Source organism: Janthinobacterium sp. TPC_1 (genome assembly GCF_056037845.1).
In genome coordinates this window covers 2,187,329-2,212,982 of record NZ_CP195157.1, presented here as the reverse complement: position 1 = coordinate 2,212,982, position 25,654 = coordinate 2,187,329, and the positions used below count along the sequence as shown (strand labels likewise).

The 25,654-nt window shown below is 63.8% G+C and carries 24 protein-coding genes and 2 pseudogenes; 17 read left to right on the top strand and 9 right to left on the bottom strand.

Features of this window, described 5'->3' with window-relative positions; all coding sequences use genetic code 11:
* Positions 1-125 precede the first annotated feature (125 nt).
* On the top strand, positions 126-1,130 hold the full coding sequence (locus ACQVLG_RS10835; RefSeq protein ID WP_230541379.1) for a GlxA family transcriptional regulator: 1,005 nt from the start codon (positions 126-128) through the stop codon (positions 1,128-1,130).
* Positions 1,131-1,152: 22 nt separating this feature from the next.
* On the opposite strand, the gene ACQVLG_RS10830 is transcribed toward ACQVLG_RS10835, so the two are convergent.
* Together ACQVLG_RS10830 and ACQVLG_RS10825 are read right to left on the bottom strand one after the other, a co-directional pair.
* A complete protein-coding gene (locus ACQVLG_RS10830; protein ID WP_230541378.1) occupies positions 1,153-1,386 on the bottom strand; it encodes a hypothetical protein in 234 nt (77 codons plus the stop codon).
* 116 nt (positions 1,387-1,502) lie between these two features.
* The gene (locus ACQVLG_RS10825; RefSeq protein WP_230541377.1) at positions 1,503-2,609 is read right to left on the bottom strand and encodes an S-(hydroxymethyl)glutathione dehydrogenase/class III alcohol dehydrogenase; all 1,107 of its coding nucleotides are present in this window, start codon (positions 2,607-2,609) and stop codon (positions 1,503-1,505) included.
* A gap of 216 nt (positions 2,610-2,825) precedes the next feature.
* Here ACQVLG_RS10825 and ACQVLG_RS10820 point away from each other — a divergent pair, with 216 nt between their 5' ends.
* From ACQVLG_RS10820 to ACQVLG_RS10810, 3 genes are all read left to right on the top strand, one after another.
* Positions 2,826-4,274: a PQQ-dependent sugar dehydrogenase gene (locus tag ACQVLG_RS10820; RefSeq protein WP_474294461.1), complete on the top strand. Its 1,449-nt coding sequence runs from the start codon at positions 2,826-2,828 to the stop codon at positions 4,272-4,274.
* Between the two features lie 115 nt (positions 4,275-4,389).
* Positions 4,390-4,833, top strand: a complete 444-nt coding sequence (locus ACQVLG_RS10815) for a thioesterase family protein (protein ID WP_034784316.1) — start codon at positions 4,390-4,392, stop codon at positions 4,831-4,833.
* A gap of 70 nt (positions 4,834-4,903) precedes the next feature.
* Complete coding sequence (locus ACQVLG_RS10810; protein ID WP_474294458.1) at positions 4,904-5,689, top strand: substrate-binding periplasmic protein; 786 nt, start codon at positions 4,904-4,906, stop codon at positions 5,687-5,689.
* A 104-nt stretch (positions 5,690-5,793) separates the two neighbouring features.
* Here the strand turns inward: ACQVLG_RS10810 and ACQVLG_RS10805 are convergent, their stop codons facing one another.
* Complete coding sequence (locus ACQVLG_RS10805) at positions 5,794-6,297, bottom strand: DUF3016 domain-containing protein (RefSeq protein WP_474294456.1); 504 nt, start codon at positions 6,295-6,297, stop codon at positions 5,794-5,796.
* A 436-nt stretch (positions 6,298-6,733) separates the two neighbouring features.
* On the opposite strand from ACQVLG_RS10805, the gene ACQVLG_RS10800 reads away from it, so the two are divergent.
* The 3 genes and pseudogenes from ACQVLG_RS10800 (at position 6,734) to ACQVLG_RS10790 (ending at position 8,249) form a co-directional block, all read left to right on the top strand.
* Positions 6,734-6,955, top strand: coding sequence for a response regulator (locus ACQVLG_RS10800; RefSeq protein ID WP_474294454.1), 222 nt, complete (start codon positions 6,734-6,736; stop codon positions 6,953-6,955).
* Positions 6,955-7,595 (top strand): annotated as a pseudogene (locus ACQVLG_RS10795) (DUF3369 domain-containing protein); the annotation flags it as partial. The gene ACQVLG_RS10800 and the pseudogene ACQVLG_RS10795, both read left to right, overlap by 1 nt.
* 144 nt (positions 7,596-7,739) lie before the next feature.
* Complete coding sequence (locus ACQVLG_RS10790) at positions 7,740-8,249, top strand: HD-GYP domain-containing protein (RefSeq protein ID WP_474295613.1); 510 nt, start codon at positions 7,740-7,742, stop codon at positions 8,247-8,249.
* Positions 8,250-8,504: 255 nt separating this feature from the next.
* Here the strand turns inward: ACQVLG_RS10790 and ACQVLG_RS10785 are convergent, their stop codons facing one another.
* Entirely contained in the window at positions 8,505-9,404 is a 900-nt protein-coding gene (locus ACQVLG_RS10785; RefSeq protein WP_474294452.1) for a sensor histidine kinase, read from the bottom strand.
* A complete protein-coding gene (locus ACQVLG_RS10780; protein ID WP_474294450.1) occupies positions 9,296-10,450 on the bottom strand; it encodes a GAF domain-containing protein in 1,155 nt (384 codons plus the stop codon). The genes ACQVLG_RS10785 and ACQVLG_RS10780 overlap by 109 nt, the downstream gene beginning before the upstream one ends.
* Before the next feature lie 185 nt (positions 10,451-10,635).
* Here ACQVLG_RS10780 and ACQVLG_RS10775 point away from each other — a divergent pair, with 185 nt between their 5' ends.
* The 7 genes and pseudogenes from ACQVLG_RS10775 (at position 10,636) to ACQVLG_RS10745 (ending at position 18,342) form a co-directional block, all read left to right on the top strand.
* Positions 10,636-11,061 carry a hypothetical protein gene (locus tag ACQVLG_RS10775; RefSeq protein ID WP_474294448.1) on the top strand — a complete coding sequence of 142 codons (426 nt, stop codon included), beginning with the start codon at positions 10,636-10,638 and terminating at the stop codon, positions 11,059-11,061.
* Positions 10,943-12,181 (top strand): C13 family peptidase, encoded by a 1,239-nt coding sequence (locus tag ACQVLG_RS10770; RefSeq protein ID WP_474295611.1) that lies wholly within the window; start codon positions 10,943-10,945, stop codon positions 12,179-12,181. Before ACQVLG_RS10775 ends, ACQVLG_RS10770 begins: the two co-directional genes overlap by 119 nt.
* Before the next feature lie 29 nt (positions 12,182-12,210).
* Positions 12,211-12,573, top strand: coding sequence for a cation efflux protein, CzcI family (gene czcI, locus ACQVLG_RS10765; RefSeq protein WP_230541370.1), 363 nt, complete (start codon positions 12,211-12,213; stop codon positions 12,571-12,573).
* A gap of 105 nt (positions 12,574-12,678) precedes the next feature.
* On the top strand, positions 12,679-13,497 hold the full coding sequence (locus ACQVLG_RS10760; protein ID WP_474294445.1) for a TolC family protein: 819 nt from the start codon (positions 12,679-12,681) through the stop codon (positions 13,495-13,497).
* Entirely contained in the window at positions 13,440-13,913 is a 474-nt protein-coding gene (locus tag ACQVLG_RS10755) for a TolC family protein (RefSeq protein WP_474294443.1), read from the top strand. The genes ACQVLG_RS10760 and ACQVLG_RS10755 overlap by 58 nt, the downstream gene beginning before the upstream one ends.
* Positions 13,914-13,926: 13 nt before the next feature.
* Positions 13,927-15,132 carry an efflux RND transporter periplasmic adaptor subunit gene (locus ACQVLG_RS10750; RefSeq protein ID WP_474295609.1) on the top strand — a complete coding sequence of 402 codons (1,206 nt, stop codon included), beginning with the start codon at positions 13,927-13,929 and terminating at the stop codon, positions 15,130-15,132.
* Positions 15,133-15,157: 25 nt separating this feature from the next.
* Positions 15,158-18,342 (top strand): annotated as a pseudogene (locus tag ACQVLG_RS10745) (efflux RND transporter permease subunit).
* Positions 18,343-18,360: 18 nt separating this feature from the next.
* Here the strand turns inward: ACQVLG_RS10745 and ACQVLG_RS10740 are convergent.
* Complete coding sequence (locus ACQVLG_RS10740; RefSeq protein WP_474294441.1) at positions 18,361-18,870, bottom strand: hypothetical protein; 510 nt, start codon at positions 18,868-18,870, stop codon at positions 18,361-18,363.
* A 365-nt stretch (positions 18,871-19,235) separates the two neighbouring features.
* Between ACQVLG_RS10740 and ACQVLG_RS10735 the strand changes: the two genes are divergently transcribed.
* Positions 19,236-19,871, top strand: a complete 636-nt coding sequence (locus ACQVLG_RS10735) for an Npun_F0296 family exosortase-dependent surface protein (RefSeq protein WP_230541366.1) — start codon at positions 19,236-19,238, stop codon at positions 19,869-19,871.
* Between the two features lie 90 nt (positions 19,872-19,961).
* Here the strand turns inward: ACQVLG_RS10735 and ACQVLG_RS10730 are convergent, their stop codons facing one another.
* Complete coding sequence (locus tag ACQVLG_RS10730) at positions 19,962-20,198, bottom strand: hypothetical protein (RefSeq protein WP_230541365.1); 237 nt, start codon at positions 20,196-20,198, stop codon at positions 19,962-19,964.
* Between the two features lie 245 nt (positions 20,199-20,443).
* Between ACQVLG_RS10730 and ACQVLG_RS10725 the strand changes: the two genes are divergently transcribed.
* On the top strand, positions 20,444-20,785 hold the full coding sequence (locus ACQVLG_RS10725; RefSeq protein WP_474294439.1) for a hypothetical protein: 342 nt from the start codon (positions 20,444-20,446) through the stop codon (positions 20,783-20,785).
* On the opposite strand, the gene ACQVLG_RS10720 is transcribed toward ACQVLG_RS10725, so the two are convergent.
* Positions 20,786-23,830 (bottom strand): sensor domain-containing diguanylate cyclase, encoded by a 3,045-nt coding sequence (locus ACQVLG_RS10720; protein ID WP_474294437.1) that lies wholly within the window; start codon positions 23,828-23,830, stop codon positions 20,786-20,788.
* 226 nt (positions 23,831-24,056) lie between these two features.
* On the opposite strand from ACQVLG_RS10720, the gene ACQVLG_RS10715 reads away from it, so the two are divergent.
* Positions 24,057-24,740 carry a helix-turn-helix domain-containing protein gene (locus ACQVLG_RS10715; RefSeq protein WP_474294435.1) on the top strand — a complete coding sequence of 228 codons (684 nt, stop codon included), beginning with the start codon at positions 24,057-24,059 and terminating at the stop codon, positions 24,738-24,740.
* Between the two features lie 4 nt (positions 24,741-24,744).
* On the opposite strand, the gene ACQVLG_RS10710 is transcribed toward ACQVLG_RS10715, so the two are convergent.
* Complete coding sequence (locus ACQVLG_RS10710) at positions 24,745-25,641, bottom strand: sterol desaturase family protein (RefSeq protein WP_474294433.1); 897 nt, start codon at positions 25,639-25,641, stop codon at positions 24,745-24,747.
* Positions 25,642-25,654 lie beyond the last annotated feature (13 nt).

Sequence of the window (25,654 nt, the reverse complement as noted above, 5' to 3'; positions counted from 1 at the left end):
ATAGGCGCACGATGTCCTGGGGTCTGATGTGTGGGAAGCCAGCCGGCGCGTGGATATTTCCATGCTAATCTACGTCCCCGCTGTTGTTGCATTATGGCAGTATTTATCCCCCTCGCGCATATCGCATGATCAAGCAAAGTCCCAAAGAATTCCCCCTGCGCACCGTCGACATCATCGTCTATCCCGGCTTCAAGGCGCTCGAAGCCATCGGCGCCATGAAAGTGTTTGACTACGCCAACACCCATTTGCGCCTGCGCAATCTGCCCGGCGGCTACGACGTGCGCATCGTATCGACGGCCATCGGCCCGGTCGAGTCGGACACGCTGATGTCGCTGCACGCCAGCAAGGCGCTCGATGCGCACCGCCTGCCCGACCTGGCCGTCATCGTCGGCTGCCACCACGTCGAGCAAGTCTTGCAAGACATTCCCGCCCTCGCCGCCTGGGTGGCCGAGGCGGCGCCGCGCATCGATACGCTGGCGGCCCTGTGCACGGGCTGCTTCTTCCTGGCCGAGGCCGGTGTGCTCGACGGCAAGAGCGCCGCCACGCACTGGAGCGCCGTGGACAGCCTGCGCCAGCGCTATCCTTTGATACAGGTCAATGCCGATGCGATTTTCGTGCGGGAAGGGAAGTTCTGGACGTCGGCCGGCGTCACGGCCGGCATCGACCTGGCGCTGGCCCTGGTGGAAGACGATTTCAGCCGCGATATCGCGCTGGAAGTGGCGCGCGACCTGGTCGTGTATCTGAAGCGGCCGGGCGGCCAGTCGCAGTTCTCCGTGCACCTGTCGAGCCAGATGACGACGCATCCCACCATCCGTCAGTTGCAGGGCTGGATCATGGAACACCTGGCCGACGAGCTTACGGTGCCGCTGCTGGCGGCCAGGCTGGCCATGAGCGAGCGCAATTTTACGCGCGTGTTCCAGCGCGAAACGGGCGCCAGCCCCACGGAATTCATCGAAACGGCCCGCTTCGAAGTGGCGCGCCGTTTGCTGGAAGACAATGTATCTTCCTTAAAACAGGTGGCCGTGCAGGCGGGCTTGCACAGCGAGGAAAGGCTGCGCCGCCTGTTTCAAAAGAAGCTCGCCATCACGCCGCGCGACTACCGCGAGCGCTTTTCCAGCACGGCGCGCTAGGCGCAGCGAAGGTCCGCGAGACTCAGCGCAACTTGCCGTGACGCACGTGGCGCGTGGCCAGTTGGCGGCTCTGCCGGGCCAGCGGCGTAAACATCAGTGCGCACAGCAGATAGGTGGCCAGCAGCGCCAGCCAGATGGCGGGCGTGGCGAGGCTGGCGGCATTGCTCCACCACAAGGCCAGCAGGGAAGACAGGGCCGCGCCGAGGAAGACGGGCAACATGCGGCGCAGGGTCGCGAGGTAGGCAGTGGCAAACATGAACGGCTCCCAAAGCAAGGCGGTATGTCTTCACACTAGCAGGGGCAGGCAGCGAAGTACAGCCTGCCGCCCTGCCCCGTCCGTCAAGTGTTGCGCAATGAGTACATCCGATAAAATTAGTACAACACGACGGAACGGATCGATTCGCCGCTCTTCATCAGGTCGAAACCTTCGTTGATGCGTTCGAGCGGCAGGCGGTGCGTGATCAGATCGTCAATGTTGAGCTTGCCTTCCATATACCAGTCGACGATCTTCGGCACATCCGTGCGCCCGCGCGCGCCGCCGAAGGCCGAACCGCGCCATTCGCGTCCCGTCACCAGCTGGAATGGACGGGTGGAAATTTCCTGGCCCGCCGCCGCCACGCCGATGATGAACGATTTGCCCCAGCCCTTGTGCGTGCATTCGAGCGCCTGGCGCATCAAGTTGGTGTTGCCGACGCATTCGAAACTGTAGTCGGCGCCGCCGTCCGTCAGCTGCACGATGGCATCGACGACGTTTTCCACCTCGTTCGGGTTGATAAAATGCGTCATGCCGAACTTGCGCGCGATGGCCTGGCGCGCCGGGTTGATGTCGATGCCGATGATTTTATCGGCGCCGACCATCTTGGCCGCCTGGATCACGTTCAGGCCGATGCCGCCCAGGCCGAACACGGCCACGTTGGCGCCCGCCTCGACCTTGGCCGAGAACAGCACGGCGCCCACGCCCGTCGTCACGCCGCAGCCGATGTAGCAAACTTTATCGAACGGTGCGTCTTCACGGATCTTGGCCAGGGCGATTTCCGGCACGACGATGTAATTGGAAAAGGTGGACGTGCCCATGTAGTGGAACAGCGGCTGGCCGTTCAGCGAAAAGCGGCTGGTGGCGTCCGGCATCAGGCCGCGGCCCTGCGTGGAGCGGATGGCCTGGCACAGATTCGTCTTTTGCGACAGGCAGAACTTGCACTGGCGGCATTCCGGCGTGTACAGGGGAATGACGTGGTCATCCTTTTTCAGGGTCGTCACGCCCGGGCCCACGTCGACGACGACGCCGGCGCCTTCATGGCCGAGGATGGCGGGGAAGAGGCCTTCCGGATCGGCGCCGGACAAGGTGTAGTAATCGGTATGGCAAATCCCGGTGGCTTTCAGTTCGACCAACACTTCGCCGGCGCGCGGGCCGGCCAGGTCGACTTCTTCGATGGTCAGCGGGGCGCCCGCCTTCCAGGCAATCGCGGCTTTGGTTTTCATGGGGTGTCTTCCTGCTCGGTTTCAGATGCGCCATTATCTGACAGCAACGGACGTGACGGCGCGGCTGGCGCGGCGCTTGTCTGAAAACGCGGCGCATTTGTCCGATGCCGCCGCACGTTTGCGCCAGCTCAATCTTCGCCCCTTCAAGAGGCGCATTCTTGGCACGCACCACAGCACTATTGAGCAGCGATTGCCGCGTTTCCGCAGGAGACTGACATGCGCCATTACCTTTCCCGCTTTCCCCTGCCCTGGCTGGCCCTGCTGCTGGCCTGCTGCCTGGCCCTGCTGTCCTCCTGTGGCGGCGGCCATCACCACCCGGCACCCGGTGCCACCACGGGCAACCTGACGGTCACCATCGGCGGCTTGCCGGCCGGCGTGGCGGGCGCCGTCACCGTCACGGGACCCGCGTCGTACAGCAAGACGCTGACGGCCACCACCACGCTCACCGGCCTGACGCCCGGCGCCTACGCCATCAATGCCGCCAGCGTGGCGCAGGGCACGGGAAGCCTGGCGCCCACGCCCGTCACGCAGCAGGTGCAGGTGAATGCGGGGGCGACGGCCAGCGCCAGCGTCAGCTATGCAGCCACGGCACCGCTGGCCCTGGCCCTGCAAGAGGTGGCCAGCGGCTTGAGCACGCCCATCTTCCTCACGGCGCCGCCCGGCGACAGCCGCCTTTTCATTGTCGAGCGCCCCGGGCGCATCCGCGTGGTGCAGAACGGCAGCCTGCTGGCCACGCCCTTCCTCGACATCAGCCCCCTCACCACCACCAGCGGCGAACGGGGCTTGCTGTCGCTGGCCTTCCATCCGCAATACGCGAGCAATGGCTATTTCTTCATTTATTACACCAACCTGGCCGGCGATATCGTCATCGAGCGCCGGCAAGTGTCGGCCGGCAACGCCAACGTGGCCGATCCCCTGTCCGCCCTGACCATCCTCACGATTGCCCACCCCACGTTCAGCAACCACTATGGCGGCTTGCTCAGCTTTGGCCCGGACGGCTACCTGTATGCAGGCACGGGCGACGGCGGCAGCGCGGGCGATCCGCCCGGCAATGCGCAAAACACGCAGGTGCTGCTGGGCAAGCTGCTGCGCCTGGACGTCAACGCCAGCACGGTAGCCCAGCCGTACGCCATTCCACCCGGCAATCCATTTGCCACGGCAGGGGGGCGCCCTGAAATCTGGGCCTACGGCTTGCGCAACCCGTGGCGCTACGCCTTCGACGTGCCGGCCCAGCTGCTGTATATCGCCGACGTGGGCCAGGCCAATTGGGAAGAGGTCGACGTGCGTCCCGTGGGCCAGGCGGGCAACAATTATGGCTGGAACATCATGGAAGGATTGCATTGCTACAACAGCGCCAGCTGCAACCAGGCGGGGCTGGTTTTGCCCGCCATCGAATATGGCCACGATGCGGCCGGCGGCTGCTCGATCACGGGCGGCTATGTGTACCGGGGCACGGCCCTGCCGGAACTGGCGGGACAGTACCTGTATTCCGACTACTGCAGCGGCTGGCTGAAAAGTTTCAGCTACAGCAATGGCACGGCCTCGGCCGTGACGGACTGGGGCATCAGCAACGTGGGCAATATCCTGTCGTTCGGCCAGGATGCGCAAAACGAGCTGTACATGCTGAGCGGCACGGGCAAGGTGTACCGGATTGCACGCAAATAAGCGTGCGCAAGCAGGCATGACGGCGCACGGCTGGGAGCGTTTTTCGACGGGTCGCGGGGAACCGGCTAGAATTGAATTTTCGCCGCGCCCCTGCGCCCCAGCCCAAGAGAACACCATGGCCCGTTTGAAACTTGAATTTCCTGAAGACCAGTACTGCTATTCCTCGCAACTGACGGTACGCACGACGGACATCAACGCCGGCAACCATCTCGGCAACGATTCCATGATTTCCATGATTTCCGAGGCGCGCGCCCGCTTCCTGTTCGAATATGGCGTGCGCGACATCGAAGCGGACGGTACCGGCATCATCGTCACCGACCTGGCCACCACCTACCGCGCCGAAGCCCATGCGCGCGACCAGCTGCTGTTCGAAGTGGGCGTCATGGATTTCAACAAGTATGGCGGCGACATCACCTTCCGCATCACGCGCCCCCGCGACAACACCCTGATCGCCATGGCCAAGTCCGGTTTTGTGTTTTTCAACTATAAGCTCAGCCAGGTCGTGCCCATGGCGGAAGATTTCGGCAGCAAGTTCCCCCAGGTGAACTGGATCGATTAAAGGGGAAATTAAGCGGGTCGCTTGCCGCCATGCTGTATGCTTGCCAGGAAGACATTAAACCTGGAGCGGCATGCAATCAGCGAAAACGGCAAGACTGTGCCTGGCCCTGGCGTTGCTGGGCGTGTGGCAGGCCGTCCTGGCCGCGCCGCAAACCGTCATCCTGTACGGCGACGACGACTATGCGCCGTACAGCTATGTGGAAAACGGCGTCTTCAAGGGCATGTACATCGATATCCTGCGCCTGGCGGCCAGTTCGATGCCCGGTTACCGGCTGGAATTGCAGCCGCGCCCCTGGAAACGGGGGCTCGATGCGCTGGAAAAGGGCCAGGTTTTCGGCCTGTTTCCACCCGGACGCAAAACGGAACGGCCGTACGTGCAACCGTACTCGGCCATGCTGCACCGCGAATCGGTGGTGCTGTTTTGCCATGACGCCGTCATGCGCACGCCGCGCACGCGCTTTCCCGCCGACTTTGCCGGCCTGACCATCGGCGTCAACACGGGTTTTTTACTGTCGGAAAAATTGATGGCGCCGGCCCGCGAAGGACTGCTGCGCCTGGAAGCGGCCAAGGGCAATGAAGCCAATCTGAAAAAACTGGCCTTGCGGCGCATCGATTGCTACGCCAGCGACCGCGGGGCGGCACGCCACACGGCGCGCCAGCTGCAAGGCGAACTGGACAGCTACGGCTTTGAATTGCACGAAGTGCTGGAACTGTCGTCCGAAGCCACCTATATCGCCTACAGCGCGCGCAATACGCCCGCCTACAAGGCCGATTTCATCGAGAAGATGAATGCCGCCATTCTGGCGCTGCGCCAGAACGGCCAGCTGGCGCGCATCGAACAGGCTTATTTGCGCTGATTACCTGCTTTGCTTACCTGCACTTCGCGCGGCGGCAAGGTCATGGCGGACTTGCCGCGCCCGGAATGGGCCGGGATCGCCGGCCGCCCTCCCGGCCGGCATGCTTATTTGCGTGCCGGACGCTTCACTTGCGTGGCGAACGTGCCCGAGAACCAGTCATCGATCATCTGTTTCTCGTAACGCAGCTTGTCGCCGCTGGAATAACGGTTGATGCGCGTCAGATAGGACATATCGGACAGGGCAGCGTCGGCGCTGCCGATGACCTTGCCATCCTGCTCCAGCACATAATGCAGGCGCATGCGCGGCCAATCGGCCTGGCCGGTCATCACGCGGAAATCCTGCAGGGAGCGCATGGCGGGATTTTCACGGCCAGCCATGTCCAGGTCCGTCACGTCGATCTTCAGGTTCAGTCCAGGCTTGAGCGACTCGCCCAATTTCTCGAAATGCGCAGCCAGGTCCTTGAGCACCTTGTCACGCTCCGTCTGATCGAAAGACAAGTCCGTGAATTGTTCCGACTTGGTGAAATGGACTTCCGTGCCCGCCCAGGCGGCACTGCTCGCCAACAAGGCCAGACCAGCAATGAAGGTACGCGTCGTTTTCGTTTTCATGATGAGTCCTTTCAAGAATGTTGATGGCGCTCGGGCCACTTTTTACGTTCTAATATAGCGCGATGCGTTTCATTCTAAAGGGAAACTAATACATTGTTACTTTTCTTGCACCGCGTAACGAACAGGGGGTTCGCACACAGACTTTTTTACAGATTCATTGGCAATATTAATTAAAACAAAGTATTGTCTTGAAAATATAGTTGCCTAAGCGATAAAGTATGGATGATGTTGCCAACATAAATTTAAAATATCTTTTTGACATTTATGTTGCATGATTTTAGTCAATTGTTCTTGCTTATTGTTAATACTTAGCTGTCGGTCTACAATCGACAAAATGCGCCCGAAAAACGCGCAACGCCGGTAGTGGCGCACAGGAATTCCTGGCGCGGGCGTTTCAGCATTGCGTCAGTTATGCCTTTTAGCGGAACTCGCCCCTATGTCATTTTTGTCTTCAGCATCGCCCAAGTTACCTCCCTGGAAAGTCCTGCTCGTCGATGATGAACCCGACATCCACGACATCACCAAACTGACGCTGAGCCGTTTCCGCCTCGAAGGCCGCGCCCTGAGCTTTGTGCACGCGTATAGCGGCGCCGAGGCCAAGCAGGTGCTGGCGCGCGAAGATGGCATCGCATCGCGCTGGTGTTTCTCGACGTGGTGATGGAACGCGAAGACAGCGGCCTGGAAGTGGCGCGCTGGATGCGCGAAGACCTGGGCAACCAGTTTACGCGCATCGTGCTGCGCACGGGCCAGCCGGGCCAGGCGCCGGAAGAGCGCGTGATCGTCAACTACGACATCAACGACTACAAGGAAAAGACGGAACTGGACCGCACCAAGCTGTTCACCACCACCTTTGCCGCCCTGCGCGCCTACCGCGACATCATGAAGGTGGAAGAGGCGCGCCAGGCCCAGCTCCACTACCGCGAAGGCCTGGAGCGCGTCATCGCCGCCTCGGCGCACATTTTCAAGCAGCGCAACCTGCGCGACTTTGCCAGCGGCCTGCTGCAACAAGTCGTCGCCCTGCTGCGCTGGAAACAAGCATGCTGCTGCGCCTGCGCGGCGCCAGCGCCATCACGGGCGAGCAGGACTATGAAATCCTCGCGCAGATCGGCGACCTGGACGCCGACGGCGGCATGCTCAGCCCTTCCCTGCTGTCGCAGCTGGATCACGCCAAGAGCAACAAGATTTCTCGCCTGCATGGCGACACCTATGTCGGCTATTTCCCGAACAGCAGCGGCAAGGCGTCCTTGCTGGTATTGAAGGGCGTGGAAGAGATTTCCGACCTCGACGCGCAATTGCTGGAAGTGTTCTGCTCGGGCGTGGCCATCGCCTTCGACAACATCCTGCTGACGCAGGAAATCACCGATACCCAGGCCGAGCTGATCCTGCGCCTGGGCGACGTGGTCGAATCGCGCTCGCACGAAGGGGGCAACCACGTGCGCCGCATGGCCGAAGTGTGCCAGCTGCTGGCGCAGGCGTCGGGCATGTCGGAAGAAGAAACCATGGTGCTGCGCCATGCTGCGCCCATGCACGACATCGGCAAGATTTCCACGCCCGACGCCGTGCTGCTGAAACCCGGCAAGCTCGACGCGGCCGAATGGGAAATCATGAAGCAGCATCCGACGGTGGGCATGTCCATCCTCGACGGCTCGCAGCGCCCGCTCTTGAAGGCGGCCGCCGTGATCGCCCACCAGCACCATGAAAAATACGACGGCAGCGGCTATCCGCAAGGCCTGGTCGGCGAAAACATCCACAAATACGCGCGCATCGCCGCCGTGGCCGACGTCTTCGACGCCCTCATGCACAAACGCTGCTACAAGGACGCCTGGCCCCTGGAGCGCGTGGTCAGCTACCTGCGCGAAGTGAGCGGCAGCCACCTCGATCCGCAATATGTGGAGTTGCTGATTGCGAACCTCGATGCAGCGCTTGCGTTAAATCAACGTTTTCCGGATTAGGCTCCAGATTTAACCCAAGAACAAATACCGGGGTCAGACCCTGAGGGTCTGCCCCCCTAAGCGATACGCACACCGGCAAACCACGCTGCGGCCCAAGACCCCAACTTGGGCATTCCGGGCCAAGCGGACCTGAAAAATGTCGAGGGCAAGGCGCGGCGACGCAGACAGTACGCATGTACGGCAAGGAGCCGCAACGCCGCCATCGGCATTTTCTCAGGCCCGCGTCTCCGGCCCGCCGTTTTCAAGCTTCAAATTTCAAGCACTCTTCGGCTCCAGCGGAAAGCGTATCTTGTAATGCAACCCCATCCCCGGCGCACTGACCACCTTCACCGTCCCACCCAGCGGCCCCGTCACCAGGTTATACAGGATATGCGCCCCCAGGCCGCTGCCGCCGGAACCGCGCTTGGTCGTGAAGAAGGGGTCGAACAGCTGGCCCAGGGTGGCGCTATCCATGCCCATGCCGTCGTCGCTGTAGTCAAGTTCCAGCATGTCGCCTGCCGTCCGCACGCTGATCTTGATCTTGCCCGGCTCGCCTTCGGCAAAGCCGTGCACGAGTGAATTGACCACCATGTTCGTGACGATCTGCGAAACGGCGCCCGGATAGCTGCGCAGCTGCACCTCGGGCGCGCAATCGATCTCCACCTTGATCGGCTTGCCCTTGAGCTTTGGTTGCAATGAAAGCAATATTTCATCGAGGTATTTGCGCAAGTTAAAACTGCGCAATTCGTCCGAAGACTGGTCGACGGCCACCTGCTTGAAGCTGCGCACCAGCGCCGCGGCGCGCTGCGTGTTCGTCGTCATGATGCGCAGGGTCTGGTCGATGATGTCGAAGAATTGCCGCAAGCCATCTTCGTCGAGCTGGCCGCCTTCCAGGTCTTCGCGCGTGAGCTTCAATTCCTGCACCAGGTGGCTGGTGGCCGTCACGCAAATGCCCAGCGGCGTATTGATTTCATGCGCCACACCCGCCACCAGCCGGCCCAGCGAGGCCAGCTTTTCCTGGCGCACCAGTTCCGACTGCGCTTCCTGCAAGGCGTTCAGGGCGCTGTTCAGGGCCGCATTCTGCTCTTCCAGCGCTTCCTTGGCCCGGCGCATGGCGCTGTCGGCCTGGATGCGTGCCATCGCCACGGCCACGTGGCTGGCCATGAAGGCCAGCACGTCCAGTTCCGCCTGGCCATACACACGACGGACGTGTCATAGCTTTGCACGATGATCACGCCATATTTGCGGTCGCCCAGCAGCATGGGCGCGCCCATCCAGCTGGCGATGCTGGTATTGCCCAGCGGCTCTTCCATTTCGCCGCTGGCCACCAGCGCCGCATAGCTGCCGGCATCGAGCAGACACGCTTGCCGGCGCGCCAGCACATAGGAACTCATGCCGATGCCGTAATGAAAGCGTTTTACGGGCGCCTGCGCATCCTTTTCATCGACGAAATACGGGATCGTGATGTCCTTGTTGTCCGGGTGGTACAGGGCGATCAGGAAATTCTTTGCCGTCACCAGCTCGCTGATGATGGCGTGCAGGCGCGCATACAGAGTGGTGGCGTCGGCCGCCTGCGCCGACAGGTTGGCGATTTCATACAGCGCATGCTGCAGGTTTTCCGCCCGGCGGCGCTCGGCCACCTCGTGCGCCAGCAGGGCCGTGCGCTCCTGCACCGCCTTTTCCAGCCGGTCCATGCTTTGCATGCCCTGCAGGGCGCTCGACACGTGCGTGGCGATCAGCGCGAACAGGGCCTGGTCTTCCAGGCTGAAGCGGTGCTGCGCGTCGTAGCTCTGGATGACGATGGCGCCGAGCACCTGGTGCTGCTGGTCCAGCAGCGGACAGCCGATCCAGTGCTCGGCCGCCGTGCCGCCACCCCAGGCGCCGCCGCCGATGGCGCGCATGGCGTCGTCGTCGGCCGTCATCACCAGTTGCTTGCGGTTGACGATGACCCAGGCCGTGGGCGACTGCGCGGCGCTGGCCAGGCGCACGCCCTCGTCCGGGTCGGGCGCGGCGTCGAATTCGTCGACAAAATACGGAAAGCGCACGAGGCCGTCGTCGCGGTCGCTGAGCGCCACGTAAAAGTTGGCCGCATACATGATGCGCCCCAGCGCCGCATGCACCGCCTGCAGGAATTCGCTGATATCGCTGCAGGTGCTCGAGCGCTGCCCGATTTCCAGCAACACGGTCTGGACGGCTTCCAGGCGGCTGAGACGGCTTTCCATGGGTGACTATGTGCCTTGTGCAAGTATATGTTCTGAAAATCAATATTATCAGTTCAGTCCCGCCTTGGCACGGCATAAAACGCAGAATCTTGCCTTGAGGCAGAGCAACACACGCCACGCGCGCATTTGCCACCTTGGCGATACAGTGGCAGACTAGGCCCCTTCCTACAGACCAGACCGTCCTCATGACCGCCACGCTACGCGCCTCGCTTCGCCCCTACACCCTCGCCGGCCTGCTGGCCTTTGCCGCGCTGGGCATGCCGCCCCTGTGCGCCGCGCCAGCCAAGGCGCCAGCGGCGGAAACGGCCGATGGCGGACGCTATTTCGGCCCCCTCGTCGCGGGCAAGATGCATGGCCAGGGCCGGCTCGAATACGCGAGCGGCGCGTTTTACGAAGGGGGCTTCGCGCGCGGCGTGTTTTCCGGCCAGGGCAAGCTGCGCCAGGCGTCCGGCGTCGAATACACGGGCGCCTTCCGCCAGGGCCTTCGACGGCATCGGCCGCTACACCTCGCCCAAGGGCGAGATTTACACGGGCAGCTTCGTCAACGGCAGCTTCGAGGGGCAAGGCCGCTTCCAGGGCGCCGACGGCGCCACCTTCGAAGGCCACTTTAAACACTGGCGCCCGCACGGCGCCGGCAAGCTGACCGACACGGACGGCACCGTCTTCGAAGGCGACTTCGTCCAGGGCCAGGTGCAGGGCAAGGCGAAAGTCACCACCAGCGACGGCATCCACTACGAAGGCGAACTGAAAGACTGGAAATTCGAAGGCGAAGGCGTGCTGCGCACGGCCGACGGCGACGAATACCGGGGCGGCTTCAAGAATGGCCAGTTCGACGGCAAGGGCGTGCTGCGCTACGCCGTGGCGCAGGCGGACGGCCGGCGCGAAGACAGCGGCAACTGGACGGAAGGCCAGCTGGACGACCCGGCCGCAGACAAGCTCACGCGCGACAATATCGAACTGGCCCTGTACAACCAGCGCACCCTGCTCGACGGCGCCCTGGCCCGCATCGCGCCGCGCGATGCAACGAAAAAGATCAATCTGTACCTGCTGGGCGTGGCAGGCGACGGCGCACAGGAAGTATTTCACCGCGAAACGGCCTTCGTGCAGCGCCAGTTCGACCGCGATTACGGCACCGTGGGCCGCTCCTTGATGCTGGTCAATAGCCGCAACACGGTGACGCAGCAGCCGATGGCGACCTTGACCAGCCTGCGCGCCAGCCTCGACAGCCTCGGTACAAAGATGGACAAGCAGAACGACATCCTGTTTTTATTTCTCACCAGCCACGGCTCACCCGAGCACGAACTGGCGCTGGCGCAAAACGGCATGGACTTGCACAGCCTGCCCGCGCAAGAGCTGGCCACCATGCTCAAGCACAGCGGCATCCGCTGGAAGGTCATCGTGATCTCGGCCTGCTATGCGGGCGGCTTCATTGCGCCTTTAAAAGATGACAATACCCTCATCATCACGGCCGCGCGCAGCGACCGCACCTCGTTCGGCTGCGACGACCAGAACGATTTTACGTATTTCAGCGAAGCGTATTTCAAGGAAGCCTTGCCCAAGAGTACCGGCTTTGCCGAAGCCTTCGACAAGGCCAAGGTGCTGGTGCAGGCGCGCGAGGAGGCCGATTTCCTCGAAGGCGGCATGGAGGCGGAAGAGCATTCCGAGCCGCAGCTGTTCCAGGGCAAGGCGATTGCCGCGCAGTTGAAGGCGTGGCGCGCCCAGCCACGCTAAGCGCTACTTTCTGTACAATAGCCATCACCATGCGTAAATTCTTCCTCATTTTGCTGCTGTTCGTGCTTCCGCTCCAGATGTCCTGGGCCGCGGCGAGCGCGTATTGCCTGCACGAGGAAGGCAAGGCGGCCCAGCACCTGGGCCACCACAGCCACCAGCACAAGGCCGATGCGGACAAAAAACCCGCCGGCGATAAAGCTGAGCAGCAGAAAAAAGGCCAGCCGCACAGCGATTGCAACGTCTGCCATGGCATCGGCCACGCATGGCTGCCGGCCGGCTCCAGCCTGCCCGTCGGCGACATGACTTCCGTCAATGCGGACACGTCCCCCTTCTTTTACGCTTCCCACATCCCGGACGCTCCCAAGCGCCCTGACTGGTCGTCGGCCACCTAGGCCGACGGGACGTTACTTTCACTGATCGCAATATGCGGGCCTGACTAAAGCAGGCGCCAGCCTGCGCGTCCCGTCGAATTCTTTTTCCATTCCCTGGAGAATTCGATGTACCGAATCATCTTGTTATTTTCCGCTGGCCTGCTGGCCGGCAACTTTGCGCACGCGCAAACACCTGAAGAACCCGCCGCGCCCCTGACCCTGCCTGCCGCCCTGCTGCTGGCCGAAAGCGGCAACGCCACCCTGTCGGCCGCCCGCCATGAACTGGCGGCTCAGGGCGGCGCCCTGCAGCAGGCGCGCGCCCTGCCCAATCCGGAACTGCAAACGGTGCTGGAAGACACGCGGCGCGCCACGCGCAGCACCACCGTGCAGCTGAACCAGTTGATCGAGCTGGGCGGCAAACGGGGCGCGCGCGCGGCCGTCGCGCAGCAGGGCCAGGAACTGGCGCAAGCCGGCCTTGCGCTGCAGCAAGCCGATACGCGCGCCGCCGTCACGTCCGCCTTTGTCGACGTGCTGGCGGCGCAGGAAGGCTTGCGCCTGGCTGACAGCGCGCAAGCGCTGGCCGCGCGCGCCAGCGACATCACGGCGCGCCGGGTGACGGCCGGCAAGGCGTCCCCCGTCGAGGAAACCCGCGCCAGGGTCGCCGAAGCGAGCGTGCGGCTGGAGCTGAACCTGGCCCGCAGCACGCTGGCTGGCGCCCGCAAGCGTCTGGCCGCCCTGTGGGGCAATGCCGCGCCCCGCTTCACCCTGGCAGAGGGACGCCTGGAAACCTTGCCGCAGTTGCCGCCAGGCAGCGAACTGGCGGCACGGCTGGAGCAAGCCCCGGCCGTGCGCCAGGCCCGCAGCGCGCGCTTGCCCAGCGGCAAGCCATGCTGGATGTGGAACAGCGGCGCGCCACGCCCGACGTCACGCTCAGCATCGGCATGAAGCGCTCGGAAGAGCTGGGCCGCAACCAGGCCATCATCGGCCTGGCCCTGCCGCTGCCTTTGTTCGACCGCAACGCGGGCAACAAGCTCGACGCCTTGCGCCGCAGCGACAAGGCCAGCGACGAGCTGGCCGCCGCCCGCATCGCCGTGCAGACGGCTGTCGCCGCCGCCAGCGAACGGCTGGCCACGGCCCGGCTCGACGTGGAAAGCTTGCGCCAGGACATCTTGCCTGGCGCCCAGAGCGCCTATGACGCAGCCAGCAAGGGCTTTGAGTTCGGCAAGTTCGCCTTCCTCGACGTGCTCGATGCCCAGCGCACCTTGCTGCAAGCCAAAAACCAATACCTGCGCGCGCTGACCGAAGCGCAGCACGCCGCCGCCGAGATCGAGCGCCTGCTGGGCGCCCCCGCTCCCCTGTAAGGAATCCATGACAATGAATATCAAACTCGACAAGAAACAGGCGATCGCCATCGCCGCCATCGCGGCCGCCGGCATCGTGCTCGCTACCCTCATCCTCGGCACGGGCAATTCCAAGACCGCGCCGCCCGCCGCCGCCAAGGTGGAAGCCCATGCTGAAAAGAAAGACGAACACGGCCACGAGGAAGTGGAAGGCCGGCTGGAATTGACGGCTGCGCAAGGCAAGGCAGCCGGCGTCGTCATCGCCACGGCCGCGCCCGGGCGCATCAAGACGACGGTCGCCCTGCCCGGCGAAATCCGTTTCAACGAAGACCGCACGGCCCACGTCGTGCCCCGCCTGGCTGGCGTGGTGGAAGCCGTGCACGCCGACCTGGGCCAGCTGGTGAAAAAGGGGCAAGTACTGGCCGTCATCGCCAGCACGGAACTGTCGGAACAGCGCAGCGCACTGCTGTCGGCGCAGCGGCGGCTATCGCTGGCCCGCTCCACGTATGAGCGCGAAGAAAAGCTGTGGCGCGAGAAAATTTCGGCGGAGCAAGATTACCTGCAGGCCCAGCAAGCGTGGCGCGAGGCGGAAATCGCCGTGCAGAATGCCCAGCAAAAGCTCAGCGCGCTGGGCGCCAGCGGCGCTGCCAAGGGGCCGCTGAACCGCTACGACATCCGCGCGCCGTTCGACGGCATGGTGCTGGAAAAACACATCACCCTGGGCGAAGCCGTCAAGGAAGACGCGAACATCTTCGTCATTTCCGACCTGTCGACCGTATGGGCGGAAATCGCCGTGCCGGCGAAAGACCTGGCCACCGTGCGCATGGGAGGCAAGGCGGAAGTCAAAGCCAGCGCGTTTGACGCCAGCGCGCAAGGCACGATCACCTATGTGGGCGCGCTGCTGGGCGAGCAGACACGCACGGCGAAAGCTCGCATCAGCTTGCAGAATCCCGACATGGCCTGGCGCCCGGGCCTGTTCGTCACGGTGGAAGTGGTGTCCGGCGAAGCGGACGCGCCCGTCACCGTGCACAGCACGGCCATCCAGACGGTGGAAGACAAGCCCGTCGTCTTCGTGCAAATCAAGGATGGCTACCAGGCCACGCCCGTGGTGCTGGGGCGCAGCGATGGCACATTGACGCACATCAAGCAGGGCCTGGCCGCCGGCACGCCGTACGCGGCGCAAGGCAGTTTTGTCCTGAAGTCCGAGCTGGGCAAAGACTCCGCCGGCCACGAACATTGATCACGTCAAAGCTAAGGAAACCATCATGTTTGAACGCTTGATCCGCTTCGCCATCGACCAGCGCTGGCTGGTGATGCTGGCCGTGGCCGCGATGGCCGGCCTGGGCATCTACAGTTATCAAAAGCTGCCCATCGACGCCGTGCCCGACATCACCAACGTGCAGGTGCAAATCAATACCCAGTCCGCCGGCTATTCGCCGCTGGAAACCGAGCAGCGCGTGACGTTCCCCATCGAAACGGCCATGGCCGGCTTGCCCAACCTGGAACAGACGCGTTCGCTGTCGCGCTATGGCCTGTCGCAAGTGACCGTGATCTTCAAGGATGGCACGGACATCTATTTTGCGCGCCAGATGATCAACGAGCGCCTGCAGGAAGCGAAGGAAAGCTTGCCGGCCGGCATCACGCCGAAGATGGGGCCCGTCTCCACGGGACTCGGTGAAATCTATTTGTGGACGGTGGAAACGCAGGACGGTGCGAAAAAGCCTGACGGCACGCCGTACACGCCGACGGACTTGCGCGAAATCCAGGACTGGATCATCAAGCCGCAGTTGCGCAATGTCACGGGTGTCACGGAAATCAATGCCATCGGCGGTTACGCCAAGCAATACCAGGTGGCGCCGTATCCGGAAAAACTGGCCGCCTACGGCATCAGCCTGCAAGACGTGGTGACGGCGCTCGAGCGCAACAACAGCAACGTGGGCGCCGGCTACATCGAACGGCAGGGCGAGCAACTGCTGATACGCGCGCCGGGCCAGGTGGCGTCCAAGGATGACATCGGCAACATCGTCGTCGCCAATGTGCAGGGCGTGGCCATCCGCATCCGCGACGTGGCCGACGTGGTGCTGGGGCGCGAGCTGCGCACGGGCGCGGCCACGGAAAACGGCCGCGAAGTGGTGCTCGGCACCGTCTTCATGCTGATCGGACAAAACAGCCGCGCCGTGTCGCAAGCCGTCGATAAAAAGATGATCGAAATCAACCGCAGCCTGCCGAAAGGCGTGCACGCCGTCACCGTATATGACCGCACGGTGCTGGTCGACAAGGCGATTAATACGGTGAAGAAAAACCTGCTGGAAGGCGCGGTGCTGGTGATCGCCATCCTGTTTCTGTTCCTCGGCAATATCCGCGCGGCCGTCATCACGGCCATGGTGATACCGCTGGCCATGCTGTTCACGTTTACGGGCATGGTGCAATACCATGTGAGCGCCAACCTGATGAGTCTGGGAGCGCTGGACTTCGGCATCATCATCGATGGCGCCGTGGTGATCGTGGAAAACTGCGTGCGCCGCGCCTGGCCCATGCGCAGCAGAAACTCGGGCGACCCTTGACCTTGCAAGAGCGTTTTCACGAAGTGTTTGCGGCATCGCAAGAAGCGCGCCGGCCCTTGCTGTATGGTCAACTGATCATCATGGTCGTGTACCTGCCCATCTTCGCGCTGACGGGCGTGGAAGGCCGCATGTTTACGCCGATGGCCCTGACGGTAGTGATTGCCTTGCTCGGTGCCATGCTGCTGTCGATCACCTTCATCCCGGCCGCCGTGGCGCTGTTTATCGGCGACAAGGTAGCGGAGAAGGAAAACGCCATCATGCGCGCCGCCAAGCGCTGGTACGCGCCGCTGCTCGGTAAAGTGATGCGCAACACGCCCGTCGTGCTGACGGGCGCGGCGGTGGCCGTCGTACTGTCGGGCTTGCTGGCCACGCGCACGGGCAGCGAATTCGTGCCCAGCCTGAACGAGGGCGACATCGCCATCCAGGCCTTGCGCATCCCCGGCACCAGCTTGACGCAATCGCTGGCCATGCAGCAGCAGCTGGAAAGCAAGCTGATGGCAAACCACAAGGAAATCGCGCGCGTCTTCGCCCGCACGGGAACGGCCGAGATCGCCTCTGACCCCATGCCGCCGAATATTTCCGATGGTTACATCATGCTGAAACCCCGCAGCGAGTGGCCAGAACCGAAGAAGTCGCGCGAGCAATTGCTGGCGGAAATCGAAGCGACGGCCACCAGTTTGCCGGGCAACAACTACGAGTTTTCGCAACCGATCCAGCTGCGCTTCAATGAACTGATTTCCGGCGTGCGCAGCGACGTGGCCGTGAAACTGTTCGGCGATGACATGGCCGTCCTCGACAGCACGGCGGCGAAGATCGCCGGCGTGCTGGGCAAGATACCGGGCGCGACAGAGGTAAAAGTCGAGCAGACGACGGGGCTGCCCATGCTGACGGTGCAGATCGACCGCGAGCAGACGGCCCGCTATGGCCTCAACATTGCCGACGTGCAAGCGGCGATTGCCACGGCCATCGGCGGGCAAGAGGCGGGCACCCTGTTCCAGGGCGACCGCCGCTTCGACATCGTCGTGCGCCTGCCCGACAGCCTGCGCAGCGACCTGGAGCAGTTGAAACGCCTGCCCATCGCCCTGCCCCTGGGCGCGGCGGCGGAAGGCCGCGCGCGCTTCATCCCGCTCGGCGAAGTGGCCAGCCTGCAAGTGGCGCCGGGGCCGAACCAGATCAGCCGCGAAGACGGCAAGCGCCGCATCGTCATCAGCGCCAACGTGCGCGGGCGCGATATCGGCTCGTTCGTGGCCGACGCCACGCAGCAGCTGCAGGCGCAGGTGGCCATTCCGGCCGGCTACTGGACCAGCTGGGGCGGCCAGTTCGAGCAGCTGCAGTCGGCCACGAAACGCCTGGAACTGGTCGTGCCCGTGGCGCTGGCCCTCGTGTTTGTGTTGCTGTTCGCCATGTTCGGCAACGTCAAGGATGGCTTATTGGTCTTCAGCGGCATCCCGTTCGCCTTGACGGGCGGCATCGTCGCCCTGTGGCTGCGCGACATTCCCATGTCGATCTCGGCGGCCGTGGGCTTCATCGCCCTGTCCGGCGTGGCCGTGCTGAACGGTCTGGTGATGATCGCCTACATCCGCCAGTTGCGGGAACAGGGCATGCCCTTGCAGGAGGCGATACGCGAGGGAGCGATCACGCGTCTGCGGCCCGTCCTGATGACGGCGCTGGTGGCGTCGCTCGGTTTCGTGCCGATGGCCATTGCCACGGGCACGGGCGCCGAAGTGCAGCGTCCGCTGGCCACCGTGGTGATCGGCGGCATTTTATCGTCGACGGCCTTGACCCTGCTGGTGCTGCCGCTGCTGTACCGGCTGGCTTACCGCAGGCAAGAAAAGGTGGAGGAGGATGCAGCAGGTCGGATTGGCGTGGCCGAAGGACACGCGTAATCCGACACTTTGTGCAGCTTACGGCCGGCGGTAGCCGCCTTCGATCCAGTTCGCGGCGGACGTCGCGTTGAACTTGAAGGCGGCCGAGGTGCGCACCTTGGCGATCTGTTCGCCGTCGGCGTCGTAGGCGCTCAATTCCGCGTACGGGTGGTCTTCGTCGGGCACGATGTCGAACATCACCTTGATCTGCCCCTCCTCGGTGGCGACGAACACATTCTTGTGCAGTTGCGCATGCAGCTGCTGCTCGTGGCGGCGCAGCACCTCGGACGCCGTCTTGACCAGGGTATTGAAGGCGTTGACGTCGAGCGGCTTCGGGTTTTTCTTGTCGCGGCCCATGGTCCACGGGCCCACGAGGGCCGGCTCCGGCTCGCCATCCTTGATCATGGCCACGGCCCAGCCCTCATCTTCCTCATTCTTGATCACGCGCGCCGTCCAGCCATTGCCTACCCACAGGCGCGGCTCCTGGATCGGGGCGTCATTGTCCGGCTCGGCGGATTCATCGGAAAAATCGGGAAAATCGGTACTCATGGCGGTGCTCGTGATGGAAGGTCGGGGCTAGCATGATAGTCGAAAATGCCCACCCGTGCCGCCTTGCCGCAAGGTAAGACGCGGCCCGCCGTAGTCGATCCCGGCAAGAAGACAAGCTATCAATTTAGTAGCTTTATTCTAGCAATTGGGCTTTGATATTTCTCAAGCAAGACTATTATTATTTTGCAATCTGAATTGTGTTTTTTGTATTTAAATATTGCACGTAGTAATGCTTGGCCTCAAGTCACTCCTTGACCATGCGACGTCCCTCGCCCCTGCACGCCGCACTGCTTCGTCACGCCGGGCACTTTCGTCTTTCCTGATAAAAATAGCTGTGCACACCATATACATTCGAGGGAACCACCATGAAAATCTTGTCCACTCTGGCCTTGGCGACGCTCGCTGCGGCCGCCGGCAGCGCCAGCGCCCTACCCACCTTCACGGCCGGCGGCACGGCACTGGCCGGTGAAGGCCTGGTGACGTCGGTTGCAGGCGCCACTACGATCGATTTCAACAGCGGGATCTTGCCAGCCAACTACATCGACGGCGCCCTGTTCACGGGCACGGACGGCAACCATGCCGCCCCTCCCGGCGACACGAGCATGTATTTGTCCGTGGGCATTTCGTCCGACCAGCACCCGCTCGTGACGGCCAGTTTCGCCAGCGGCCTCAGCTATTTCGGCTTCTACATGGGTTCGCCAGACGGCTACAACAGCGTGACCTACACCTTTGCCGACCAGAGCAGCACCACCCTGACGGGCACGGAACTGGCCAGCCTGGCCGGCAACTTGCCCGATGGCAATCAATCGGTGGGCATGTACGTAAACGCCTTCGCCGGCGAGGGGGAAAAAATCACCTCGGTGGCCTTCCACTCCAGCTCGAATGCCTTCGAGACGGACAACCACGCCTTCATCGCCGCCGTGCCGGAACCGGAAACCTATGCCATGCTGCTGGCGGGCCTGGGCTTGCTGGGTTTCATGCTGCGCCGCAAAGCGTCGTAACAAGCGTCGTCCAAGACATGCCGTGATCAAGCCAAAGCCCGCAACGCGGGCTTTTTTTACGGCAACCATCGCACAGCGACGGCGCGGGCTTCAGCACATGGACATGGCAGGCCGGTTGGGCCAGGTCAGCGGCGGGCCGGGCGGTACCCAGCGCGGATCGATGGCCGGCAGCGGCGCATGGTAATTGAATGGGTTGATGATGATCGGCGGTATCGCCGATGGCGCGCCGACGGGCTCGGCACAGGACTGCGGGGCGCTACGCTGGCGCGTGCTTCGATGGTGGGAAAGGGATAGCGATTGATCCCCGGTATCTGCAAACCAAAGCATGTTGCCCTCCTTGCGAGACTGAGGTGTTCAGTATAGGACGGCTTGCGCGTATTACAAGAAAAGAAATCTTGTTGCAGATCAGTGTTTCCTGCCCGTGCAGACCTTCCATACCGTGAAAATGACCGCCTGTCGCACGCCGCTGGCGGCCGGCGGGGCACGCCCCTACAGTGTGAGCATGCAACACCCGATCACCCACACACAAAGGCCCATCATGAAAAAATTGCTCACACTTCGTACTCATCGTCATGCTCGCCTGCCTGTTCCTCGACAAGATAGCCGGCAGCGACATGCACATGCAGTTCCACGGCGACGATATCGACGGTCCGCTGGAATGGCTGTTCGGTCTGGTGTTTGCCGGCGGCGGCCTGCTGATCGCCGCCATCGCGCTGGTGTGCGCCGCCGTCGTCACGGGCGTCGTGCTGGCCGGCGTGGGCGTGGTGCTGGTGGCCGTGGTGGCCTTGTGCGTGGTGCTGGCGCTGGCCTTGAGCACGCCCGTGCTGCTGCCGCTGCTGATACCCGTCGCCATCGTCTGGCTGATCGTCAGCCGCAACCGCAAGCAGGCGCAAGCGCGTCAGCACAGCCTGTAATCACTGCGCCATGAACTTGCTGAGCACGCCGTCGCTGCCGCCGTCATTCTGCTCGATGCGGTTGCGCCCGCCACGCTTGGCCCGGTACAGCGCTTCGTCGGCGCGCGCCAGCACGGCGTCGCAATCGGCATCCGTGCCGGCCATGGCGGCCATGCCGATGCTCACCGTGATGGTGATCAGGATGCCGCCATCGGTGGTCAAGGAACTTTCCGCCACGCGCCGGCGCAGCCGTTCGGCAAACACGGCCGCCGCCGGCAGATCCGTGCCCGGCAGCAAGATGGCGAATTCCTCGCCGCCCACGCGGCCCGGCACGTCGACCTTGCGCAGCGCCTGGCACATCAGCGCGCCCAGGTGGCGCAGCACGGCATCACCCACGGCGTGGCCGTACTCGTCGTTGACGCGCTTGAAGTGATCGATGTCGAGCATCAGCACGCTGGCGCAGCTGGCCAGTTCGCGCTGCAGCCGGGCATGCTCGTTTTCCAGCGCCGCCATGAAGTGACGGCGGTTCGGCAAGCCGGTGAGGAAATCGGTGGTGGCCAGTTGCAGCAGTTCCGCATTCATGCGCTTGCGCTCGGTGATATCGAGCGAGGAAACCATGATGAAGTCCAGGCTGTCCGCATGGCCGGGCATCACCAGCAAGCTCAACTCATTTTGCCGCGCCGCGCCATCGAGGCGCACGAAGCTGCTTTCGCACTCGTACAGGTGGGCGCCGCCAGCCAGCGCCAGCAGGGCATCGCCGAAACGGGGCAAGGCGCTGTCGTCAAAATTCTGCGCCAGGCTCAGCGCGCCGCGGCGCTGGTCGTCCTCGTTGGCGCGCACCTGCGCCAGCGCGGCGCCGTTCGCGTCGATGATGCGCACCAGTCCCGCCAGTTGCTGCAGCGCAGCAGGATTGGCCTGGAAGTACGCCCCCAGGTCGCGCACGCCCCCTTGCTCAAGCGTATCAAGCGCGGCGCGCACGGCCGACCAGTCCTGTTCCCACAAGGCCACGGGCGCATGGTCATACAGGCTGCGGAAGCGCGCTTCGCCGGCGCGCAGGGCCAGCGCCACCTGCGCCTGTTCGATGGCCATGCCGGCCAGGTGCGCCGCCTCGCTGAGCCGCGCCAGATGCGCCGCGCCCGGCAAGGTGGGCTGGCGGTGATACGCCATCAGCACGCCCAGCAGCTTGCCCGAGCCGCCACGCACGGGCTCGGCCCAGCACGATTGCAGCTGGGCCCGCCACGCCAGTTCCATCGTTTCCTGCGTATCGGCGGCGGCATGCAGGTCGCCGACGATCACGCGCTGGCCGTCGCGCAGCGCTTGCACGGCGATGCCATGCACGCCTTGCAGGGTGTCGAGGCCATGGCCATGGCTGGACAGGTTGAAAAACGCGGGCAAGCCCGGCGCGGCGCCCAGTACCAGGCGATGGCGGCTTTCATCGAGCAGCAAGATGCTGCACAGCATGGCGGGATGGTCGGCTTGCACGCTGAGCACCACGCTTTCCAGCACGCGTTCCAGCGGCGCGCCCGTGGCCAGCATTTCCAGCACTTGCCGCCGCGTATGCTCGCGCCGTTCCATCTGGCTGCGCTCGCTGATGTCGCGGAAGGTCCACAAGCGTGCCTGCTCATTGCCCAGCTGCATGCTGCGCACATATTGCTCGACCACCCGTCCATCGCGCAGGTGCAGCACGTCGCGCCGCTCGCGGTGGCCGTGCGGCGCATGGGCGCGGGCGCCCAGAAAAGGCGCCGCCTGCTCCAGCTGGCTTTCCACGTGGCGCACCAGGGCCGTGCCATCGGCTTGCCAGTCGAGCGCGTCGGGCACTTGCCACAGGTCGCGGAAGCGCCGGTTCGAGGTGAAGATGCGGCCATCGATGTTGTCGACCAGAATGCCGTCGATGGTCGAATCGAGGATGCTGCGCAACATGGCCTGGCTGCGCTGCGCCGCCTCGGCCATCGCCAGCACGCTCGCCTGGCCCTGCTCCAGCTGGCCCGTCAGCTCGCTCGAGCGCGCCAGTGCCGCCTGCGCGCGGGCGCGGCCCGCCGCCAGCAGCCAGGCGGCCAGCGCCAGCACGATGCTGGCCAGCAAGCCGGTCAAGGCCACCAGGCGGGGCCGCGCCAGCAGCTCGCCATCGAAGCCCGGCAGGGCGCGCACGCGCAAGGTCCGGGCATGGCCGGCGATGCTGATCTCCTGCTGCGACACCAGGCTGTCCGAGGCGGCAAACGATAGCGGGCCCGGCAAGCTGTCATACATCAGGGCCGTCTCGGCCAGTTGCGCGCCATCATAGATTTCCAGGTCCAGCTGGCGCGCCCCCTCGCCGCCCACGCCCGCCATCAGGTCGCCCATGCGGAACGGCGCAAAGACCCAGGCGCGCAAGGCGGCGCGCCGCTGCGCCACGCTGGCATGCAGCAAGCCATTGTCATACACGGGCAGCACGACGAGGAAGCCATGCGCCTGGGCGCTGCCGCCATCCTGCACCAGTTGGATCTTGCCCGTCATGGCGGCCTGGCCCGTGTCGCGCGCCTGCTCGAGCGCGGCGCGGCGCACGGGTTCGGACCAGATGTCATAGCCGAACGCCAGCAGGTTGCTCTCGCTCAAAGGTTCCAGATAGGTGATGGGCGCGTGCCAGGCCCGCTGCCCCTGCGGACGCACGGCATAGCCGGGATAGCCTTCCGCGCGCACGCTGGCCTCGTGCCGCGCCAGGGCGGCGCCGGGCAACAGCGGCAGGTAGCCGATGCCGTGGATGCCGGGAAAGTGGCGGTCCACCTGCTGCACCGCCAGGTAGGCATGGAATTCGCGGCGCGTGACTTCCTGCGAACTGGCATACAGCCCTTGCACCCCGTGCAGCACCTGGATGTAGGTCTGCATGCGGCCGACGATGTTGTTCACCAGTTCGCGCACGCGGAAGTCGAAATCGGCCTGCACCTGCTGTTCGCTGGCGTCGCGGGCATTGCGCCAGGCGCCATACGTCAATCCCAGGCACAGCGCCAGCACCAGCGTGGCCAATACGCGCGGTCCCACCCAGTGCGACACTGGCCGGGCAAACCACGACGAAGACGCGCGTGTAGGCATGGCAGGCTGACAAGCAGAACGGGTATCCAACCGCTACACGGCCAGCAACATGGCTGGCAGCGGGCTGCACGATTACCATCGGTAGTCGATGAGAATGATAGTACGTTACAGCGGGCAGCCTTGCAATGCTGAATATTGTATGAAAAAAATCACAAATTTCGTAAATGCAATAATGTGTAGTTCGGGAAAATTCGATGCCGTAGAAACCATCACGCAGGAGTCGCGTTTGCAGCAAGATAGCTGGCAGGGAACACTATGGCTGGCGCCTGACTTTGCCATCCTGCATGGCGCAGCGGGCGCCACGGCCAGCCACGCCCATTATGCGCACCAGCTGATGCTGAGCACGGGAGCGCCCTTCACGGCCGAGCTCGACGGCATCGTCCACACGGCGCGGCACTTGCTGGTCGACAGCCTGCGCCCGCACGCCATCCTGGCCGCGCCGGCGCCCATGCTGACCATCTATGCGGAACCGCAACGGCTGGGCGGTGCGGCCCTGCTGGCAGCCGCCGGCGGCGCAGGCGCACCCACCCTGGACGGCATTGCCGCCGCGCTGCAGGCACAGCCGCGCCAGATCCTGGCCGACGCGCGCCTGCAGCGGGCGCTGGACCAGGTCGATGCGCTGCTGTCGGGCAAGGTCAGTGCGGCCGCCGTGGCCGAAGCGGCACACTTGTCGCTGAGCCAGCTGGAGCGGCTGTTCAGCGCTCAGCTGGGCTTGCCCGTGCGGCGGCTGGTGCTGTGGCGCCGCTTGCGCCTGGCCATCCGTTTCATTGTGCTCGGCAGTACCTTGACGGAGGCGGCCCACGGTGCCGGCTTTGCCGATGCCGCGCATTTTTCGCGCACCATGCGCAGCCTGTTCGGCGTGCGCGCCGACCGCAGCTTGCGCCAGCTCAAGGTCAAGCTGCTCGATTGAGTGTTCACTTCAGCGCCTGCTTCAAACCGTCCGGCAGCTCGGGCGCGCGCACGCCCTCTTCCGCGCGGAACGGTTCGAGCAATTGCGGCAGGTAGGCCACGGGATAATCGGGACGGCTGCCGATGCCCAGGTCCTCGCCCCGCATGCGGTAATCCGGTGCGTCGAAACGGGTGCCCAGCAGGCGGTCCCAGCAGGTAAAAAACAGGCCGAAATTCACGTCGCCCGCCGTGCCGTATTTCATGTGGTGGAAACGGTGCAGCGGCGCCCAGGCAAATACGTGGCGCAGCGGCCCCATGCGCATGTCCACATTCGCGTGCTGCAGCAGCAGCTGGATCGCCACGGCAAACGCCAGCACGGCCATGACACGCTCCGGGATGCCCAGCAGCAGCAAGGGCAGCATGCCGCCCGCCGCTTCCAGCAGCAGGTGCAAGGGGTGTTTCATCCAGCCATTGAAACCATACAGGCGCTGCACGCTGTGGTGCACGGCATGCAGTTTCCACAGAAAGTAATAACGGTGACTCAGGTAATGCACGAGCGTGATGCCGCAGTCGGCAATGACAATCGCCAGCAGCAGCTGCGCCCAGAACGGCAGCTGACCCGGCCAGAACGGCCCCAGCGCCAGGTGCCCCGCCAGCAGGGGGAAGGCCGCCAGGCCCATCAGGTACAGCGCCTCGTTGACGAGCGCGTGCACGGCGTCGCGCCAGCCATCGCCTTGGGCGTGGTTCCACGCGCCATCGTATGGCAGATACCGTTCGGCAAGGAACGAGGTGAGCAGGGCCAGCAGCAGCAAGGGCGGCAAGACCCAGAGGGAATGTTGGCTAACAGCAATCAAATAACTGGCGGCGCCGATGAAGCCGGCCCAGAAAACGGGGCCGTACAGCGCGGCAAAGAGGGATGTCATAACAAGATGCTCC

Coding starts and splice junctions, on each gene's coding strand:
- ACQVLG_RS10725 (WP_474294439.1), top strand. CDS start 20,444: ATGCTCGCCTGCCTGTTCCTCGACAAGATAGCCGGCAGCGACATGCAC.
- ACQVLG_RS10790 (WP_474295613.1), top strand. CDS start 7,740: ATGGCCGAAGTGTGCCAGCTGCTGGCGCAGGCGTCGGGCATGTCGGAA.
- ACQVLG_RS10730 (WP_230541365.1), bottom strand. CDS start 20,198: ATGCTTTGGTTTGCAGATACCGGGGATCAATCGCTATCCCTTTCCCAC.
- ACQVLG_RS10810 (WP_474294458.1), top strand. CDS start 4,904: ATGCAATCAGCGAAAACGGCAAGACTGTGCCTGGCCCTGGCGTTGCTG.
- ACQVLG_RS10735 (WP_230541366.1), top strand. CDS start 19,236: ATGAAAATCTTGTCCACTCTGGCCTTGGCGACGCTCGCTGCGGCCGCC.
- ACQVLG_RS10755 (WP_474294443.1), top strand. CDS start 13,440: ATGCTGGATGTGGAACAGCGGCGCGCCACGCCCGACGTCACGCTCAGC.
- ACQVLG_RS10820 (WP_474294461.1), top strand. CDS start 2,826: ATGCGCCATTACCTTTCCCGCTTTCCCCTGCCCTGGCTGGCCCTGCTG.
- ACQVLG_RS10710 (WP_474294433.1), bottom strand. CDS start 25,641: ATGACATCCCTCTTTGCCGCGCTGTACGGCCCCGTTTTCTGGGCCGGC.
- ACQVLG_RS10780 (WP_474294450.1), bottom strand. CDS start 10,450: ATGGAAAGCCGTCTCAGCCGCCTGGAAGCCGTCCAGACCGTGTTGCTG.
- ACQVLG_RS10805 (WP_474294456.1), bottom strand. CDS start 6,297: ATGAAAACGAAAACGACGCGTACCTTCATTGCTGGTCTGGCCTTGTTG.
- ACQVLG_RS10835 (WP_230541379.1), top strand. CDS start 126: ATGATCAAGCAAAGTCCCAAAGAATTCCCCCTGCGCACCGTCGACATC.
- ACQVLG_RS10825 (WP_230541377.1), bottom strand. CDS start 2,609: ATGAAAACCAAAGCCGCGATTGCCTGGAAGGCGGGCGCCCCGCTGACC.
- ACQVLG_RS10750 (WP_474295609.1), top strand. CDS start 13,927: ATGAATATCAAACTCGACAAGAAACAGGCGATCGCCATCGCCGCCATC.
- ACQVLG_RS10800 (WP_474294454.1), top strand. CDS start 6,734: ATGTCATTTTTGTCTTCAGCATCGCCCAAGTTACCTCCCTGGAAAGTC.
- ACQVLG_RS10830 (WP_230541378.1), bottom strand. CDS start 1,386: ATGTTTGCCACTGCCTACCTCGCGACCCTGCGCCGCATGTTGCCCGTC.
- ACQVLG_RS10775 (WP_474294448.1), top strand. CDS start 10,636: ATGACCGCCACGCTACGCGCCTCGCTTCGCCCCTACACCCTCGCCGGC.
- ACQVLG_RS10815 (WP_034784316.1), top strand. CDS start 4,390: ATGGCCCGTTTGAAACTTGAATTTCCTGAAGACCAGTACTGCTATTCC.
- ACQVLG_RS10740 (WP_474294441.1), bottom strand. CDS start 18,870: ATGAGTACCGATTTTCCCGATTTTTCCGATGAATCCGCCGAGCCGGAC.
- czcI (WP_230541370.1), top strand. CDS start 12,211: ATGCGTAAATTCTTCCTCATTTTGCTGCTGTTCGTGCTTCCGCTCCAG.
- ACQVLG_RS10720 (WP_474294437.1), bottom strand. CDS start 23,830: ATGCCTACACGCGCGTCTTCGTCGTGGTTTGCCCGGCCAGTGTCGCAC.
- ACQVLG_RS10760 (WP_474294445.1), top strand. CDS start 12,679: ATGTACCGAATCATCTTGTTATTTTCCGCTGGCCTGCTGGCCGGCAAC.